This window comes from Gluconobacter sp. DsW_058 (assembly GCF_002153615.1).
Classification (GTDB): Bacteria; Pseudomonadota; Alphaproteobacteria; order Acetobacterales; family Acetobacteraceae; genus Gluconobacter; species Gluconobacter cerinus.
The window spans coordinates 119718-136974 of sequence record NZ_JOPH01000057.1 but is presented as its reverse complement, the minus strand read 5'-3'; the positions used below and the strand labels follow the sequence as shown (position 1 = coordinate 136974).

Annotated in this window: 14 protein-coding genes; 10 read left to right on the top strand and 4 right to left on the bottom strand. The window is 56.2% G+C overall.

The features are described 5' to 3' along the window. Positions 1-98 precede the first annotated feature (98 nt). From HK24_RS10570 to mtnK, 6 genes are all read left to right on the top strand, one after another. Entirely contained in the window at positions 99-662 is a 564-nt protein-coding gene (locus tag HK24_RS10570; RefSeq protein ID WP_046899808.1) for a GtrA family protein, read from the top strand. Between the two features lie 83 nt (positions 663-745). Next, positions 746-3385 (top strand): alanine--tRNA ligase, encoded by a 2640-nt coding sequence (gene alaS, locus HK24_RS10565; RefSeq protein ID WP_086634438.1) that lies wholly within the window; start codon positions 746-748, stop codon positions 3383-3385. Between the two features lie 116 nt (positions 3386-3501). Beyond that, the gene (locus HK24_RS10560; RefSeq protein WP_086634437.1) at positions 3502-4185 is read left to right on the top strand and encodes a carbonic anhydrase; all 684 of its coding nucleotides are present in this window, start codon (positions 3502-3504) and stop codon (positions 4183-4185) included. A gap of 14 nt (positions 4186-4199) precedes the next feature. Then, positions 4200-5045 (top strand): endonuclease/exonuclease/phosphatase family protein, encoded by an 846-nt coding sequence (locus HK24_RS10555; protein WP_086634436.1) that lies wholly within the window; start codon positions 4200-4202, stop codon positions 5043-5045. 40 nt (positions 5046-5085) lie between these two features. Then, a complete protein-coding gene (locus HK24_RS10550) occupies positions 5086-5826 on the top strand; it encodes a hypothetical protein (protein WP_233126234.1) in 741 nt (246 codons plus the stop codon). Next, positions 5826-7016 (top strand): S-methyl-5-thioribose kinase, encoded by a 1191-nt coding sequence (gene mtnK, locus HK24_RS10545; protein WP_086634435.1) that lies wholly within the window; start codon positions 5826-5828, stop codon positions 7014-7016. The genes HK24_RS10550 and mtnK overlap by 1 nt, the downstream gene beginning before the upstream one ends. Positions 7017-7617: 601 nt before the next feature. On the opposite strand, the gene HK24_RS10540 is transcribed toward mtnK, so the two are convergent. From HK24_RS10540 to rpsD, 3 genes are all read right to left on the bottom strand, one after another. Beyond that, positions 7618-9069 carry a phosphomannomutase gene (locus HK24_RS10540; protein WP_198942123.1) on the bottom strand — a complete coding sequence of 484 codons (1452 nt, stop codon included), beginning with the start codon at positions 9067-9069 and terminating at the stop codon, positions 7618-7620. 203 nt (positions 9070-9272) lie between these two features. Next, a complete protein-coding gene (locus HK24_RS10535; protein ID WP_086634433.1) occupies positions 9273-10820 on the bottom strand; it encodes a peptide chain release factor 3 in 1548 nt (515 codons plus the stop codon). A gap of 118 nt (positions 10821-10938) precedes the next feature. Next, on the bottom strand, positions 10939-11556 hold the full coding sequence (gene rpsD / locus HK24_RS10530) for a 30S ribosomal protein S4 (protein WP_007282513.1): 618 nt from the start codon (positions 11554-11556) through the stop codon (positions 10939-10941). Positions 11557-11903: 347 nt separating this feature from the next. Here rpsD and HK24_RS10525 point away from each other — a divergent pair, with 347 nt between their 5' ends. Then, positions 11904-12374 (top strand): BON domain-containing protein, encoded by a 471-nt coding sequence (locus HK24_RS10525; protein ID WP_046899893.1) that lies wholly within the window; start codon positions 11904-11906, stop codon positions 12372-12374. Between the two features lie 97 nt (positions 12375-12471). After that, complete coding sequence (locus tag HK24_RS10520) at positions 12472-13677, top strand: MFS transporter (protein WP_086634432.1); 1206 nt, start codon at positions 12472-12474, stop codon at positions 13675-13677. On the opposite strand, the gene HK24_RS10515 is transcribed toward HK24_RS10520, so the two are convergent. After that, on the bottom strand, positions 13640-15022 hold the full coding sequence (locus tag HK24_RS10515) for an MATE family efflux transporter (protein WP_086634431.1): 1383 nt from the start codon (positions 15020-15022) through the stop codon (positions 13640-13642). The two genes, HK24_RS10520 and HK24_RS10515, sit on opposite strands and share 38 nt — an antisense overlap. An 87-nt stretch (positions 15023-15109) precedes the next feature. On the opposite strand from HK24_RS10515, the gene cysS reads away from it, so the two are divergent. Together cysS and HK24_RS10505 are read left to right on the top strand one after the other, a co-directional pair. After that, a complete protein-coding gene (gene cysS, locus HK24_RS10510) occupies positions 15110-16468 on the top strand; it encodes a cysteine--tRNA ligase (protein ID WP_086634493.1) in 1359 nt (452 codons plus the stop codon). 4 nt (positions 16469-16472) lie between these two features. After that, positions 16473-17249 (top strand): RNA methyltransferase, encoded by a 777-nt coding sequence (locus HK24_RS10505; protein WP_046899897.1) that lies wholly within the window; start codon positions 16473-16475, stop codon positions 17247-17249. The last annotated feature ends 8 nt before the right edge of the window (positions 17250-17257 follow it).

Below are 17257 nucleotides of genomic sequence, written 5' to 3'. Positions count from 1 at the left end.
AAGGCGTCCTTCGGGGCGCCTTTTTCTGTTTCAGAGCCTTTGCAGCCTCAATCTGCACACGCTAGAGCAATACCCACAGCCCCTCCGGAGATGTCCACTTGCGACGCACCCGAATTTTCTATCCACGTTCACGCCCGCAGGTGATTGATCAGTTCCTTCGATTTGGCGTCGTTGGGGCATTCGGCTTCTTCGTAGACTGGGGAAGCGTAGAGGCTTTGCGGCCAGAAATTGGCCTGATCGCTGCAACCATTGCAGCCTATTTTGTTGCCGCCACCGTCAACTGGATTCTGAACCGCGCCTGGACGTTTCGAACCTCGGCGGCCGATAACCAGCATCTGATCCTTCAGTGGCTCCGGTTCCTGATCGCAAATTCCTTCGGGTTCCTTCTGAACCGCGGAGCAGTCTTCCTGCTCTACGCCTTCGTGCCCTTCACAGTGCACCACCCTGTTACGGCACTCGCGATTGGTGCGGGTTGCGGGATGATGGCCAATTTCAACCTGTCCAGGCGCCTGGTTTTCAGAGCTAAAATTCCCGAAACTCCAATGGAACTTATGCAGATGGCTGTGGAGATCCCGGCAGCAGGCCTGACCTCTCCTGACCCGGAACCTCAAATGCCTATTCCACAACCAACCATGGAACCCTTTGAGCACAAGGCCCCCTGAGGCGCACATTTCCAAGCTGCTCACAATGGTCTAGGAGTAACGCTGGTTTTTCCCGTTTTCTCCGGAATCTGACGCTTCATCCCATGACCAGCACAAACGACATCCGCTCAGCCTTCCTCGAATATTTCGGGTCGAACGGCCATCGCATTGTTCCTTCAGCGCCCCTCGTACCGCAGAACGACCCTACCCTGCTGTTTACGAACGCTGGCATGGTTCCCTTCAAGAACGTTTTTACCGGCCAGGAAACGCGCCCTTACTCCCGCGCTACAACCGCTCAGAAGGTTGTCCGCGCAGGTGGCAAGCATAACGATCTCGACAACGTCGGTTACACCGCGCGCCATCACACATTCTTCGAGATGATGGGCAACTTCAGCTTCGGTGACTATTTCAAGGCCGAAGCCATCGAGTTCGCCTGGAACCTGCTCACGAGAGACTTTGGCCTTCCCAAGGAAAAGCTTCTCGCCACGGTTTACGCTGAAGATGAAGAAGCAGCAGATCTCTGGAAAAAAGTCGCTGGCCTGAGTGATGATCGCATCATCCGGATTGGTACGTCCGACAACTTCTGGCGAATGGGCGACACCGGCCCGTGCGGTCCCTGCTCCGAAATCTTCTACGATCACGGCGACAGCGTCTTTGGTGGCCCCCCGGGCAGCCCGGACGAAGACGGTGACCGCTTCGTCGAGATCTGGAACCTCGTGTTCATGCAGTTTCTGGATCAGGCCGATGGTTCCCGCGACAATCTGCCGCGTCCTTCGATCGATACGGGCATGGGCCTAGAGCGTTTCGCTGCAATCATGCAGGGCAAGCGCGACAACTACGACACAGACACGATGCGCGCGCTCATTGAGTCTTCTGCTGACGTCATGCATCAGGATGCAGACGGACAGTTCAAGTCCAGCCATCGCGTGGTGGCGGATCATCTCCGCTCCACGGCTTTCTTGATCGCGGACGGCGTTCTTCCGTCCAAGGAAGGTCGAGGCTATGTGCTGCGTCGCATCATGCGTCGTGCCATGCGCCATCTGCACATCATGGGCGCCAAGGAACCAGTTTTCTATCGCCTGCTCCCGGCCCTGATCCAGCAAATGGGCGCGGCCTATCCGGAACTCGTGCAGCACCAGGCTCTCATCACTGAAACGATGAAGGGTGAAGAAGAGCGCTTCACAGCCCTTCTGGAACGCGGCCTGACCCTTCTGTCCGACGAAGTCAGCAACCTTGGAGACAAGCAGGCCCTTCCGGGCGATGTTGCTTTCAAGCTGTATGACACTTTTGGCTTCCCGCTCGATCTGACGCAGGACGCCCTTCGCGAGCAGGGCCGCACTGTCGATGAATCCGGCTTCGAAACAGCCATGGCTGAACAGCGCAAGCGTGCTCGCGCTGCGTGGGTCGGTTCTGGCGATACGGCAGCCGAGACCGTCTGGTTCGACGCACGTGACAAGCATGGTCCCAGCGAATTCCTGGGCTATGTGTCAGAAAAAGCCGATGCTGAAGTGCAGGGCATTTTCCGTGGAAACGACGAACTGGCCGAAGCCCCGGCTAGCGATGACATTATTGCCATCCTGCTGAACCAGACACCGTTCTATGGCGAAAGCGGCGGTCAGGTTGGTGATCACGGCACACTCACGGCCAACGGTCTGCGGGTGCAAATCACAGACACCCAGAAGCGCAACGGCGATCTGATCGTCCACTACGGCAAGGTTGTCAAAGGCACACTGAAGCCAGGCATGGCCGTTCATGCAGAGATCGACCATGGTCGCCGTACGGCCGTCCGTGGCCATCACTCAGCAACGCACCTTCTGCATGAGGCCCTGCGTCGCCAGGTCGGCACACATGTCACTCAGAAGGGCAGCCTGAACGCCCCTGAACGCCTACGCTTCGACATTAGCCAGCCTCGCCCACTGACGGACGCAGAACTTCAGGCTGTTGAAGCCGAAGTCAACGCCCGTATCCGCGAAAATGCGCCTGTCGAAACGCGCCTCATGACGCAGGAGCAGGCTGTTGCCGAGGGCGCAATGGCGCTCTTCGGTGAAAAATACGGCGACGAAGTGCGCGTTGTTTCCATGGGCGTCGGAGAGGAAGGCCGTCCCGCCTACTCCATCGAACTTTGTGGTGGCACGCATGTTGGTCGCGTGGGAGAAATCGGCCCGTTCCGGATCGTGTCAGAAAGCGGTGTGTCTGCAGGCGTTCGTCGTATTGAAGCCGTCTGCGGAATTGCCGCAGAAAATCTGGCACTTGAAACTGAAAGCCGCCTGAAACAGATCGCAGATCTTCTGAAGGTTCCGGTTTCTGATGCCGTCACGCGGGTTTCGGCTCTGCTGGAAGAGCGTAAATCGCTCAACAGCCAGATTTCAGAATTGCAGCGGAAACTGGCCACAGGCGAAGGTTCGGCGGCAACCGAGACCATCAACGGCATCACACTTTCAGCCCGCAATCTGGGAGACGTGAGCCCCAAGGAACTCAAAAGCCTGGCGGACAGCATCTCCAAGCAGATCGAATCTGGCGTTGTTGCTCTTATTTCAGAAGCCGATGGCCGGGGCAGCATCGTGATTTCCGTCACACCAGATCTCAAAGACCGACTGAATGCTGTCACGCTTGTCCGTGCAGCATCTGAAGTCATGGGAGGAAAAGGTGGCGGCGGACGGCCAGATATGGCGCAGGCTGGTGGCCCCAATGCAAATGCAGATGAAGTCTTTGCAAAGCTGCGCGAGCACCTTGCTGCGTCATAAACCGTAACGACAACAGATGTCAGGGCAGTAACAAATCATGAGACTACCGTTTTACTGCTTTACCTGCCCTGACAAAGCCTCCTAACTGCTCACTAGTTTATAAAAAGGAGAACACCATGGCCTGTGGTCGTGATACTCTGGCAAAACTGCTGAGCGGTGTCCGTACATTCGAGACGGACGTCTATCCTGACAGTGCGGAGCTTTTTGAGAGCCTGGCGTCCAGCCAGTCTCCTTCCACGCTGTTCATCACCTGCGCCGACAGTCGGATCAGCCCGAGCCTCATCACCCAGACTGAACCGGGTGAGCTGTTCATTGTCCGGAATGTTGGCAACATCGTGCCGGCTTACGGTGAGATGCTGGGTGGCGTGTCTTCTGCCATCGAGTACGCCGTTGCGGCACTCAAGGTAAAGAATGTCGTCATCTGCGGCCATTCCAACTGTGGCGCCATGAACGCCCTGCTGGACCTGAACGCACCGAAGCTGGACGCTCTTCCAACTGTTCGCAGCTGGCTGCGCAACGCAGAAGCAGCACGCGCGGCTATGGGTGATCTGAAAGCAGACGATGCTGGCCCGGCGGACATCCGCCAGCTGGCAGAATACAACGTCCTGCTTCAGCTTGCCCACCTGAGAACCCATCCTGCGGTCGTTCGCGCCCTCTCTCAGGGCACACTGACCCTGCAGGGCTGGTTCTACGACATTCCGAAGGGTGAAATTCTCATTCTGGATGAGAAAACCCGCACGACCCGCTCTATCGAAAGCGTTCTTTCGGAAATGGGCGCAACACAGAAAGAAGCTGTCTGAGGTTTCTTTCCGCACTGACCCTCGCCGCATATTTTCTATGCGGCGAGGCTTTTCCAGCCCAGGCCAGAGACATCAAGCTCTCAACCTGGAATCTGGACTGGCTCTCCCTTCGCCAGACGGGAGATCCAGCACTCCCCGACGATGTTCACGGTCGTAAACCCCGCGACTTCATTCGGCTGCACCAATACGCGACCCACCTGAACGCAGATCTCATTGCTTTTCAGGAAGTGGACGGCCCCGAACCTGCAGCGCAGGTCTTCGATCCCCAAACCTACCAGATTATTCTGTCCAACGCGCCCGTTATCCAGCGTGTCGGCCTAGCCATCAGACGCCCGCTGAACGTGACAGTGAATGAAGAACTCTCAGCCTTGGATGTTACTGCTCCCGATGCGCCCCACCATCTGCGAACCGGCCTTGATGTCACGGTGTCAGACGGAAAAAGCCATCTCCGTATTCTTGTTGTGCATCTGAAAACCGGCTGCTGGGATCAGCCTCTCACTCAACGCAAACATTCCTGCCCGACCCTGTATCAACAGTTCCAAGTTCTGGAAGACTGGATTGCAGAGCGTCAGGACGAAGGAGAACCCTATGCGGTTCTCGGTGACTTCAACCGCCGCCTGACCATGCATGACCCGCTCATGCAGCAGATTGAGCATGATGCGCCCGTTCTTCTCACCACAGCAGGCAAAGCCAGTCCCTGCTGGAATGGAGAGTACTTCATCGACCACATCCTTCTTGGTAACGAAGCCCGCAGTTGGCTCGTCCCGGAGAGTCTGCGGGTTATGACCTATCAAAACGATAGTGCGCCGGAAGGATTGTCTGACCACTGCCCCGTTTCAGTGCGCCTGCACCTACCTTGACCGAAGCAGCATCGGGGAAAGTGTTTTCCAGAACGGAATTATGCCTCATGAAGGCATGTGCTTCCCGCCTATCGTTCAAGGTTCCAATATGCCGCAGTCCCTATCCTGGCCCATCACGCCACTTCAGCCAGATGTGCGGGTGTTGGCTGACCGCCCCCTCCCTCCCCTGACCACTGAGCAGGAAGAGACCGTCTCGCGCATCTGGGCCAAAGCACTTACGTCTTATCCCGGCCTCTACAATGGCCGTGTCTTCTGTGCCGATGAAATCACCCCAGCTCGAATTCACGGGCACTGGTCCGAATACCGTCGCGTTCTTGCACAGATGAAAGAGCCAGACGTTTATGGACCGCACATCCTGCGCCCACTGGCCGTTGTCGGGCTGATGTTTACGCCAGATGGCATTGTCATTGGCAGACGCGCTGAGACCTCAATCTACCTTCCCGGATACTGGCAGGGCGCTCCAGCAGGGAATGTTGAAAGCCGCGCACAGGAGAGCACCATAGATCTCGCCGCGCAGCTTCTGGCGGAATGTGAAGAAGAACTTGGGCTCGTTCCAGCGGAATGCAGGGTTGGACCGTCCCTTTTGGCCTGCGAGCATCCCTCATCCCATATCGTGGATATCGGGATGCGAATTGACGTCTCCCTGACTTTTGAGGACCTTCAGACGCGATGCCGCGAGCAGGGCAACGCCGAATATGGCGCACTGCACCTGATCCGCCCAGATCATACACCTGAAGGCCCAATGGTCCCGACCCTGGCCGCTCTGTTGGAACTGTCCTGATGCCGTATTTCACTCTCGATACTTCCAGCCTTCGACACTGGCTGACAGAGCATGCCGATCTTGCATCCCGCCTTGGTGGAAACCCGGCAGACTGGACAATCCGCGAGGTCAGCGACGGCAATCTGAACACGGTTTTCATTGTGGCCGGTCCAGATGGGCAGCTTTGCTGCAAGCAGGCTCTGCCTCATGTTCGCGTGGCACCGGAATGGCCCATGCCTCTGCAACGTGCGCTGTATGAAGCCCGTTATATGCGCGCAACGGCAGACGCCGTTCGCCCAGCCGCGCCAGAGCTGTATTTCTACGATGATGAAATGTTCCTGCTCGTCATGGAGTGCCTGACGCCACATGAGGTCCTGCGCTCTGCCCTGATTCGCGATGATGCGCAGCCGGGCTTTTCGGCCAGTATCGGCAAGTATGTCGCTCGTAGCGTACACGCGACGAGCTGGATCAGCCGCCCCTTTGAAGTCGGCTCGAAACTTCTTGAGGAGTTCTCGGGCAACACGGCCCTCACCCGTATTACCGTCGACCTGATACTGACCGACCCGTTTCGTCCCTGCTCCCGCAACCCGGAACCGGAGGCGGCTCTTCTGCCGGATGTGACAGCCCTGCAGGAAAACAAGCCTCTTCACCGCGCAGTCGGGGTGCTTCAGGATCGTTTCCTGACGGCACGACAGGCCCTTCTGCATGGAGATCTTCACACAGGCTCCATCATGCTGCATCGCGATGATGTTCGTGTGATTGACGGCGAGTTTGCCACAATGGGACCAATCGGCTTCGATTGTGGACTTTATTTGGGCAATCTGGCCCTTCACGCCTGCGCAGCGCCCCACAAGCAGGGTTTCATTAAAACCGAGATCATTGCCTTCTGGCGCAGCTTTACAAACGAACTCCGCGCCCTACTGAAAACGGGCGGAGGAGACGTGTGGGCGCTGTCAGACGGAACACAGCGCGAAGAACTGCTCGAAAATTTCTTGACGAGCATCCTTCAGGACACAGCAGGTTTCTGTGGTCTCGAAATGATCCGCCGAACTATCGGTTTTGCCCAGGTTGCAGATTATACACTCTGCCCAACCCCAGAAAATCGCACACAGGCACGCCGCAAAGCTCTTCAGACAGGCCAGCGACTCATCCTTAACGCGGCCAGCGTCCAGACCCTGAGCGACCTCCTCGCCTTACTGACACTCGCTTGAGATCATGACTAACAGTCGATCTAGATAGTGCGATTTTTTTGTCTCTGCCTCGGAGTCTGTTCGCATCCATTTCTGATGCTTAAATTACGGGACAGAGTGAAAGAACCGATGCCAAGCCGATCTATCTGTTTCGCAAACTCCCACCAGAGGCGCCCGTACTCAAGGTCTTTTCAAATTGCTTTGATGAACTTTAAGAAATGCAGACTTACTTAAGATGGCAGGCCAGAATATGGGATTTTATTCAAGCACCCCTCCAAGGCAGAAGAAATATTGACCATGAAAAATTAAAGACGATCAGACTAAATATACCTAAGCACAGAGTTGTAAAATCTAATAATTTAGACAAATTACCTCTTACTAGCAGCCAAAAATATCCAGATTTTCAATACAAGAAAGTCTATTACCTTGGGACGCGTAGCGTTTCTTTGCCTATCATAGGTCAAAGATGACAACTGAACTGGTTATATCATCCACGTAAAACTCGTAGCGATTGCTATTTATCAAACAAAATCAACGCAACAGCCTGAGGACAAAACCGTTCATACAATTTTTCAGGAAACACCCGTTAAAATCGCTGCTGCACCTACTATTACCACCGATTTCAAGCTAGCCACTTGGCGACACTATCCAAGCCTTGAGTCAGCAGCTTTTCGGCTCGCTCCTGAGTATCTGCCTCCACATACATGCGCAACTCCGGGGCATTGCCCGACGGACGTAGGTGGATGATGTCACCATGCTTGAAGATCATACGTATGCCATCCGTTTCATTTACATGTGCTACAGGACCGCAGGCAGCTACAAACCCCAGCGCTTCGGCTACACCGGGAACATCGTCACGAAGTATCTGAAGCTGTGCTTTACTGCGTTCCGTAGATATCTCTTTCAAACGGTCACTGACAGTAAAGCGAGACGGAAGAATAAGGAGAAGTTCTTCAAGCCCTCCCCGATATTTCTGCGCCATAATCAACGCACAAATCATCGGAAGAACAGCATCCCGCGTTGGAAGTGACCGAAGTATTTTCCCATCTCGCATAATATCGCTGACTAACAGGAAACCACCATTAGCCTCATACCCCATGGACGGAATAACGCCTTCTGCCACCGCATCCATCATAGCTGAGACAACAAATGGCGAACCAATACGCGTCCTTCGAACAGAGGGTACAAATCCTGACGCTTCAAGCGCCGTATTGCTACTAACTGGTGTCGAGACTGCAGCAGCTCCTAACTTCTGTGCGGCCAAGATGCCCAAGACGTCGCCACGGATCCAGCGCCCCCTCTGATCGGCCAGAAGAGGGCGATCAGAGTCGCCATCTGTGGTAAGGATGGCATCGTATAGGCCTTCTTGACCCCAACCACGTGCCAGATTGACGTCTTCTGGCCGCACGGCCTCCGTATCCACCGACACGAAGACATCAGAACGTGCCAAAGGCACCGCTTTTCCGCCCAAAGCTTCAACAACACCTACAAGAACGTCGCGACCTACAGCGGAATGTTGGTAAATTCCCAATGTTAAGCCATTCAGCGAGGCAGCACCAAAAAAGTGGCGATATCGCTCTATGTAGTCCGTTACAACGTCTGTGACGGCAGGCAATGCAACATCTATTTTAAGCGCACCTTGAGCATCAAACCATTCCTCTGGCAGGACAACATCCTGCGTCCGCATGATAGCTTCATCGCTCTTCAAAAACTCGCCAGAAATACGATTGAATTTGATCCCATTACGATTATCAGGAATGTGACTTCCAGTGACCATAAGCGAGGGAATACCACGGGAAAATGCATAAAAACTCAGAGCAGGTGTTGGTACGAAACCACAAAATACTGGCTGCCCCTTCATCCATGTAATGGCCGCAGCACAAGCACGTAGAATACGTGGCGTGCTGGGGCGAAGATCTCCCGCAATAGCAACAGATGCCTTAGGGGAGAATTCGCCCAACGCTTCCAAGTGCTTTAGATACCCGACAGTATATGCGAAACACACAGCATCCGTCATAGCGGAAACGAGACCACGGGCCCCGCTGGTTCCGAATTCAACACCGGAATTTACCATCCACTCTGAAATTTTCATGTCTATCACTGCCTCCGCTTTAATAATTTACTACAATATTTCTTGATATTAAGAATATTTTTATACGCCATGAAATCATACTCTACTTATGTTATCTAATTTATTCAAAGATGATTTTTTTATTTCCGGAATCCATTCTGAAAATTAAAAACCTCGCTTCCTGAGACAGGAGCGAGGTTTAAAAATCAGACCGAAGCCAGACCGATCTGCTTGATATCGTGGAACGCCAAGTCAGGGTTCATTTCGATAGTCCGGCGCATCATGAAGGATGAACTGGCAAGGAAAACCGGATCTCCATCCAGATCATCGGCCATAGATGAGCGGTTCACCATCATGAATGCCTCGATCTTCTCGCGACTTCCCGTAATCCAGCGTGCCAACGTGAAGGGTGTGTTTTCGAACCCGATAGACACGCTGTATTCACCTTTCAGGCGAGACTGAAGCACGTCCAACTGGAGCGTTCCCACCACGCCGACAATCGGCGGCAAACCATCCTGCGGACGGAAAAGCTGCACAACGCCCTCCTCGGCCAACTCTACCAGAGCCTGACGCAGCTTCTTGGCTTTCATGGCATCATCGAGACGAACACGACGCAGAATTTCAGGCGCGAAGTGCGGCACACCTGTGAAACGAAGTTCTTCACTTTCACTCAGTGTATCGCCAATGCGGAGCGTCCCGTGATTGGGAATGCCAACCACGTCCCCACCAAAAGCTTCCTCAGCCAACTGACGATCACGCGCGAAGAAGAACTGCGGCGTATGAAGGGCGAACTGCTTGCCCGTCCGCACATGCTTCAAGCGCATACCGCGCGTCAAACGCCCCGAACACACACGGGCAAAAGCCATGCGGTCACGGTGGTTCGGGTCCATGTTGGCCTGAATTTTGAAAATCAGCGCCGTTACCTGTTGTTCGCTGGCCTGAACTTCACGGGTTTCCGTCGGCTGGGCACGCGGAGCTGGGCCATAAGCAACAAGCGCATCCAGAAGATCGGTCACACCAATTTCTTTCATGGCCGAACCAAAGAACACCGGAGACAAATGCCCGGCATCAAAGGACTCACGGTCGAATTCAGGTAGAGCGGCTTCTACCAGTTCCAGATCTTCCCGAAGCTGCACCATCCGCGGATCAGCCTCATCAACCGCATCCTTGGTGTGAACTTCACGCGTGCGGATATCAAACGTGCCGATAAACGTCGCGGCACGACCAATTGGCCACGTAGCAGGCGAGACGTCCAAAGCAAGAGAGTTGGAAATTTCGTCCAGAAGCGCAAAACAATCCTGTGCTTCACGGTCCATCTTGTTGATGAACGTGATGATCGGAATGTCGCGAAGGCGGCAGATTTCGAAGAGCTTGCGCGTCCGGTCTTCGATACCCTTCGCAGCGTCGATCACCATGACCGCACAGTCCACAGCCGTCAGGGTACGATAGGTGTCTTCGGAGAAGTCTTCATGGCCCGGCGTATCAAGCAGGTTGAAGACACATCCACCGTATTCAAACGTCATGACGGACGTCACAACCGAAATGCCACGATCGCGCTCAATACCCATCCAGTCAGACTTGGTGCGGCGGCGCTCACCTTTGGCGCGCACGTTTCCGGCAAGCTGAATGGCACCACCAGCCCGAAGAATACGCTCGGTCAGGGTCGTCTTACCGGCATCCGGATGGGAGATGATGGCGAAAGTCCGCCGACGGGCGATCTCGCGGTTGATTTCGGCGCTGAGAGCTTCGGACATGGAGACTCCGGGAGAGACGGGAAGCCGGGGGCTTTAAAATGAGAAACGCCGGACGGGATGACCCGCCCGGCGTTTTCCGGTCGCTTGCTGATCCAGGTCCGAAGACCCGGGATCGGAATTAGCGGGAGTAGAACTCGACGACCAGGTTCGGTTCCATCTGCACCGGATACGGCACGTCAGAAAGAACCGGCGTACGCAGGAACGTACCCTTCATCTGGCGGTGATCAACTTCAACGTATTCCGGCGTGTCGCGCTCGCCCGTCTGCACGGAGTCGAGAACGATGGCGAGGTGCTTGGACTTCTCGCGCACTTCGATGACATCGCCTTCCTTCACGAGGTAGGACGGAATGTTCACCTTCTTGCCGTTGACCGTAACGTGGCCATGACTGATGAACTGACGTGCTGCGAACGGCGTGATCGCGAACTTCAGACGGTACACAACGGCGTCCAGACGACGCTCCAGCAGACCGATCAGGTTCTCGGAGGTATCACCCTTACGACGGACGGCTTCGTCGTAGTACTTGCGGAACTGCTTCTCGCTGATGTTGCCGTAGTAGCCCTTGAGCTTCTGCTTGGCCATCAGCTGGATGGAGAAGTCAGAAGGCTTCTGCTTACGACGCTGACCATGCTGACCCGGACCGTATTCACGACGGTTCACAGGGGACTTTGCACGGCCCCAAAGGTTTACGCCGAGACGGCGATTGATCTTGTACTTGCTCTCAAGACGCTTTGACATGGGTTAACCCCTGTTCATACATCAGGCCCGCCCCATGCTGCATGGCGAGCCGTTTTGTTGCACCGGTAGGCCTCTCCCCGAATTGGGAAAGACGGGCGCGCACCCAAAAACCGGAGCCTGCGGGGTACAGAAACCCGCTTTATTGGTCCGGCCGGTACGTCCACGTTTCCGGCAGTGGACCCGCGCCTAACAGGTCTCGCTCTGTCATGTCAATGAAAGGACGAGTCTGACCCTTGTTATTTTCTCACATCGGAGGCCTATAAAGCGCGCAACCCTTCCCTGGGGATTTGCGCTAACGGTCTGGTACTCCCCATGAATCCGGGAGCCATGTCTTTTTGAGTTTGCCCATGAAAATCTATCGCTTCAATCCCAAGGCTGGCCGCATCGCTGAGGGTTCCCTCGAAGGGCTGATCCAGTCTCTGGATTCACCGCCCCCGCCCAAGCCAGGCGAGAGCGCCATCAAGCGCGCCTTCAAGAGATTCGGTCTCGCGCAGATGCATATGTCGCATCTCGTGATTGATGACCGCACGATCTATCTGCGCGGCAAGGCCGATTCCGCCAAAGCGCGTGACCAGATGATCCTCACGGCGGGTAACGTCGCTGGCGTGGCTGCTGTGGAAGCGGAAATCCAGGTTCCCCCCGGCACGCCTGATCCGAAGTTCCTTGAAATCAAGACAAGCCATAACCTTGATGAGGTCGCCGAGAAGCTGCCGGAAGATATTTCTGGCGATGAGCTTCTTGATGCAAATCAACCGCTTGTCACAAGCAAGGATGACATTTATCCGGGGCAGACAATTCGCCTGCCAACGGAGAATTGAACTGATCTGCCCGGACACTTCCACGTGAGTGTGTTCGGGTAGCTTTTCAGGGTCCGGATGGTAGGCGGGTTTTCCCCTTATTCCGGACCTTTTCCATATGGAATTAATCGAACCAGTCGATGTCGAGCGGGTGCGTCCACCCCACGGTGTCGAGCCAGCCATGTTTGCTCTCATGCTGGCGACATTTACGATTGGGACTGGCGAATTCGCCATGATGGGCCTTCTGCCCGAATTCTCCCATTCCCTTGGTATTTCCATTTCCCGCGCCAGTTCCGTCATTTCAGCTTATGCGCTGGGTGTCGTGGTCGGAGCACCCCTCATTGCGGTTGCTGGTGCAAAACTCCCCCGTCGCACACTTCTGCTGGCTATGCTTGTGCTGTTCCTTGTGGGGAATATCGGCACAATCCTGATGCCGAACCTGCTCGACATCGAAGTCATGCGCTTCATCACCGGGCTCCCTCACGGCGCCTTTTTCGGTGTTTCCGCGCTCGTTGGCGCCTCCATGGTTGAGCGCGCAAGACGTGGCCGCGCAGTCGGGCGCGTTCTGTCCGGCATCATGATCTCCACGGTTGTGGGGTCGCCCCTGTCCACCTACGCCGCCAATCATCTGGGCTGGCGCGTCGCTTATGGTGCAATCTCTGCGCTGGGATTGCTCTGCTTCCTGGCACTCTGGTACTTCGCCCCACGCGACAAGCCCCATCCAGACGCAAATGCACTCGCTGAACTCGGAGCTTTCAAGCGGCCTCAGGTGCTCCTGACGCTTCTGACAAGCGCCATTGGCTTTGGTGGCCTCTTTGCAGTGTACACGTTCCTCACGACAGCCCTGTCAGACGTAACGCATCTCCCGGACTGGGCCGTTGCGCTTTATCAGATCGTCTGGGGGCTTGGCATGGTTGCTGGCAATTCGTTTGGCGGAGCCATGGCGGACCGAAATATCAACCGGACGATCCTTTTCTCTCTGGCTGCCAGTTGCGTGTTCATGATCGGGTTCTGGCTACTCCTGCCATCCCCTGTCGCCATGCTGCTGATCACGTTCCTGATCCCGGCAACGCTGATCGGCATTTCCCCAGCCATTCAAACGCATCTGATGGGAGTTGCAGGAGATGCCCAAACCCTTGCCGCATCCCTGAACAATTCGGCCTTCAACATTGCCAACGCTGCGGGCACATGGCTCGGGGCCTATCTGGTAAGTTCAGGGCACGGCCTGGAATCGATCGGATGGGGTGCCGCGCTGCTCTCTGCCGGTGGGTTTGTGGCTTATCTGATTACGATGGCACAGGCTCGGCTTTCCGCATCACGCTGAACAGCCGAATTCCCAAGGCGACAGAGCTCACCGTGAGCGCTGCCGCCATGCCGACCCAAAGGCCTTCCGCACCCCAGTGCTGCTGGAAGGCCAACCATCCCCCAAAGACAAGGCCAATCAGGCCATAATTCGTGACAGCAATCACCATTGGCCAGACGGCATCACCGCACCCCCGCAGGGCGCCGCTGAACACAACCTGAAGTCCGTCCACAATCTGGTAGATCCCGGCAATCTTCATAAGCGTGATCACCAATGCCGCCGTAGATGGATCAGGAGCATGCCCCGTGAAGTACAGGCTGACGATTTTTTCTGGCCAGATCAGCAACAAGGCTGAAGACAGAACAGACCAGATGAGCACCACCCAGATACCGGTCCACGCAGCCCGGCGGCTTTGATCCATTCGCCCTGAACCCCGCCAGTATGCCACCCGAACATTGGTGGCCTGACCAATAGCCAGACACACCATGAACAGCAGTGCGCTCACGTTTACTGCAACCTGATGGGCTGCAAGGCTTTGTGTTCCAAGCTGCCCGGCCCGCAGGCTTGTGATCTGAAACATGAGAATTTCAGCAGCAGCTCCCATCATCATGGGCAAACCGAGCTTCAATAGTTCCTTCATGATAGGCCAGCGCACAGGAGCTGGCTTCATAACGGCCCGCACTCGCGGATGCATCAGACACAATCCGGTCAGGGCAAAACTGATCGCCCAGCCTGTCAGGGTCGTGGCTGTGGCGGAACCATACATCCCCATCGCAGGCAGCCCGAACCATCCATGAATGAGCGCTGCATTGGTAATGCCATTGCAAAGCGCCATGGCGGGCATGATCCACAGCAGAAGCGTTTCCGCCCCGAGCGATGGAAGCGCCACACGCAGCACACCAATCACGGCCAGATCCGGCAGCAGGGATAACAGAAGGATATGAATGAAGTGGCTGCCCTGGGTCACCACATCCCCGGGTTCCGCCAGCCATGCAAACAATGGCTGCACGAACCATAAGAGCAACGCACAGGGAATGAAGATCAGCAGTGCCAGAACGAACGCAGCGCTCATGACACTGCGACCGTCATGAGAATCCCGCCCGTGGTCTTCCGCTCCTCGACTATGAGACAGAAGAACGCCAGCTCCACCTAGAATGGTCTGGCAGGTCACCATGGTGGTGAAGAAAAAAGTATTGGCCAGACCGCCGACCGCCACTTCAGCTACCCCCAGACCGCCCAGAAGGATGGTGTCCGTCACGCCCATCGACATTTCGGAAAGCTGGGAAAGTGCAAGCGGAAGAGCCACGCGAAGCAGGGCAAGAGCATGCCCGCGTGAAGAGGTCGGATCTTTGAAGGTTCTACACATAAGCCTCACTATCGCAGTGCAGATCATACAGACAAGAGTAACAAAGCCTGTTGCACCAAAACGGTGGCTGGCGCATTGATCCCATCTATGGCCGATCCCGTTCCTCACGTGCTCCGTCTGCACGACACCCACGCGCGCGAAAAGCGACTGTTCACACCACTCGATCCGCAGAATGTGCGGGTCTATTTCTGTGGACCCACAGTCTATGACCGGGCGCACCTGGGCAATCTGCGCGCCATGATGGGCGCGGATATCCTGATCCGACTGCTCCGCGTGCTGTATCCACGTGTCACCTATGTCCGCAACGTCACAGACGTGGACGACAAGATCACAGCCCGAGCGAAAGAAAACGGGGAGGACATCTCCGCCCTGACCGCCCGCACGACTGAAGCCTTTCATGAAGATTTGGCGTCACTCGGGATTCTGCCGCCGGATATCGAACCCCGCGCAACCCACCACATTGGTGAGATGCTGGACATGATCGGCCGCCTGATCGAAAACGGGCATGCGTATGAAGCCGAAGGGCACGTTCTGTTCGCGGTCCGGAACTTCTCCTCTTATGGCGAACTTTCCGGCCGCTCACTGGATGACATGATCGCTGGCGCCCGCGTTGAAGTGGCGCCCTATAAGCGCGATCCCGGCGATTTCGTGCTCTGGAAGCCCTCCACACCCGATCAGCCCGGTTGGGACAGCCCGTATGGTCGTGGTCGCCCTGGCTGGCATATTGAATGCTCGGCCATGTCACACCGGTATCTGGGTGAGAGCTTCGATATTCATGGCGGTGGCGACGACCTGCTCTTCCCGCATCATGAAAACGAGCGTGCACAGTCTCTGTGCTGCTATCCGGGCAGCAAGTTCGCCACGCATTGGCTCCATAACGGCATGCTGCTCTCCAACGGGGAAAAGATGTCCAAGTCTCTGGGCAATTTCTTCACCATCCGGGAAGTTCTGGAAAAGTCCCCGGCGGAACCGCTGCGTCTCCTGTATCTGGGCGCGCATTACCGTTCGACGCTGGATTTCACGTGGGAGAAGCTGGAAGAAGCCCGCCGCGTTCTGGATCGCCTTTACCGTGCTCTTGAGCGCGGTGACGCGCAACAAGGGGCGAACGTTCCTGCAACCGTGCTCGATGCCCTGTGCGATGACCTGAATACACCGCTCGCCATCGCAGCCCTTCACCCGCTGGCAGACGCTGCCATGCAGGGCGATCAGGAAGCCGCCTCTGGTCTTCTGGCCGCTGGCAAACAGCTTGGTCTGTTTCAGGTTTCCCCGGCTGAATGGTTCCGCTCAGGCGTTGATGCGTCCGCCGTCGAAGCGCTGATCGAGGAACGTCTGGCAGCCCGCAAAGCCCGCAACTTCGCCCGCGCGGATGAAATTCGGAACCAGCTTGCTGCAGACGGCATCACGCTGGAAGACGGCCCCGGCGGCACAACATGGCGGAAGGCATAATCTCATGACCGGACGTGATGGTGGTGCCGATCTGGAACCGATCGGCGAATTTGACCCCGTTGTTATTCTCGTGCGCCCGCAGTTAGCCGAAAACGTCGGTACGACTGCGCGCGCCATGGCGAATGGCGGCCTGTTTCACCTGCGCCTCGTCGCCCCACGGGATGGCTGGCCGCAGGAACGCGCCTGGCCTGCGTCTTCCGGCGCCCATCGTATCCTCGACAACGCACAGGTTTTCGAAACGGTCGATGAGGCCGTGGCTGACCTGCACCGCGTTTTCGCCACCTGCCCCCGCCCCCGCCATGTCGTGAAGCCTGTCATGACGGCTCGCGGGGCAGCGGCGGAACTCCGGGTCGCTTCTACGCGCGGTCTGCGTACCGGCATCCTGTTCGGGCCAGAACGCGCGGGCCTCGACGTCGAAGACATGGCCCGCGCCGATACGCTGGTGCGTTACCCGCTCAATCCGAAGTTCATGTCCCTCAACCTCGCACAGGCCGTGCTCGTCATGGCCTATGAGTGGTACCTGACCGAAGACATGACGCCCCCACGCGACCTCATGACCAATGAGACGCATGTGGCCACCAAGGGCGAGCTGGAAAACTTCATGTCCCATCTGCTGCGGGAACTTGATGACTGTGGCTTCCTGCGGAATGAACAGAAGAAACCGGGCATGATCCGGAATCTGCGGCATTTCTTCACACGAGGCGAAGTCACCGAACAGGAACTTCGCACGCTCCACGGCGTGGTCAGCGAACTGGTCAGCGCCAGAAAGGCGAGACGGTAAGACCATGA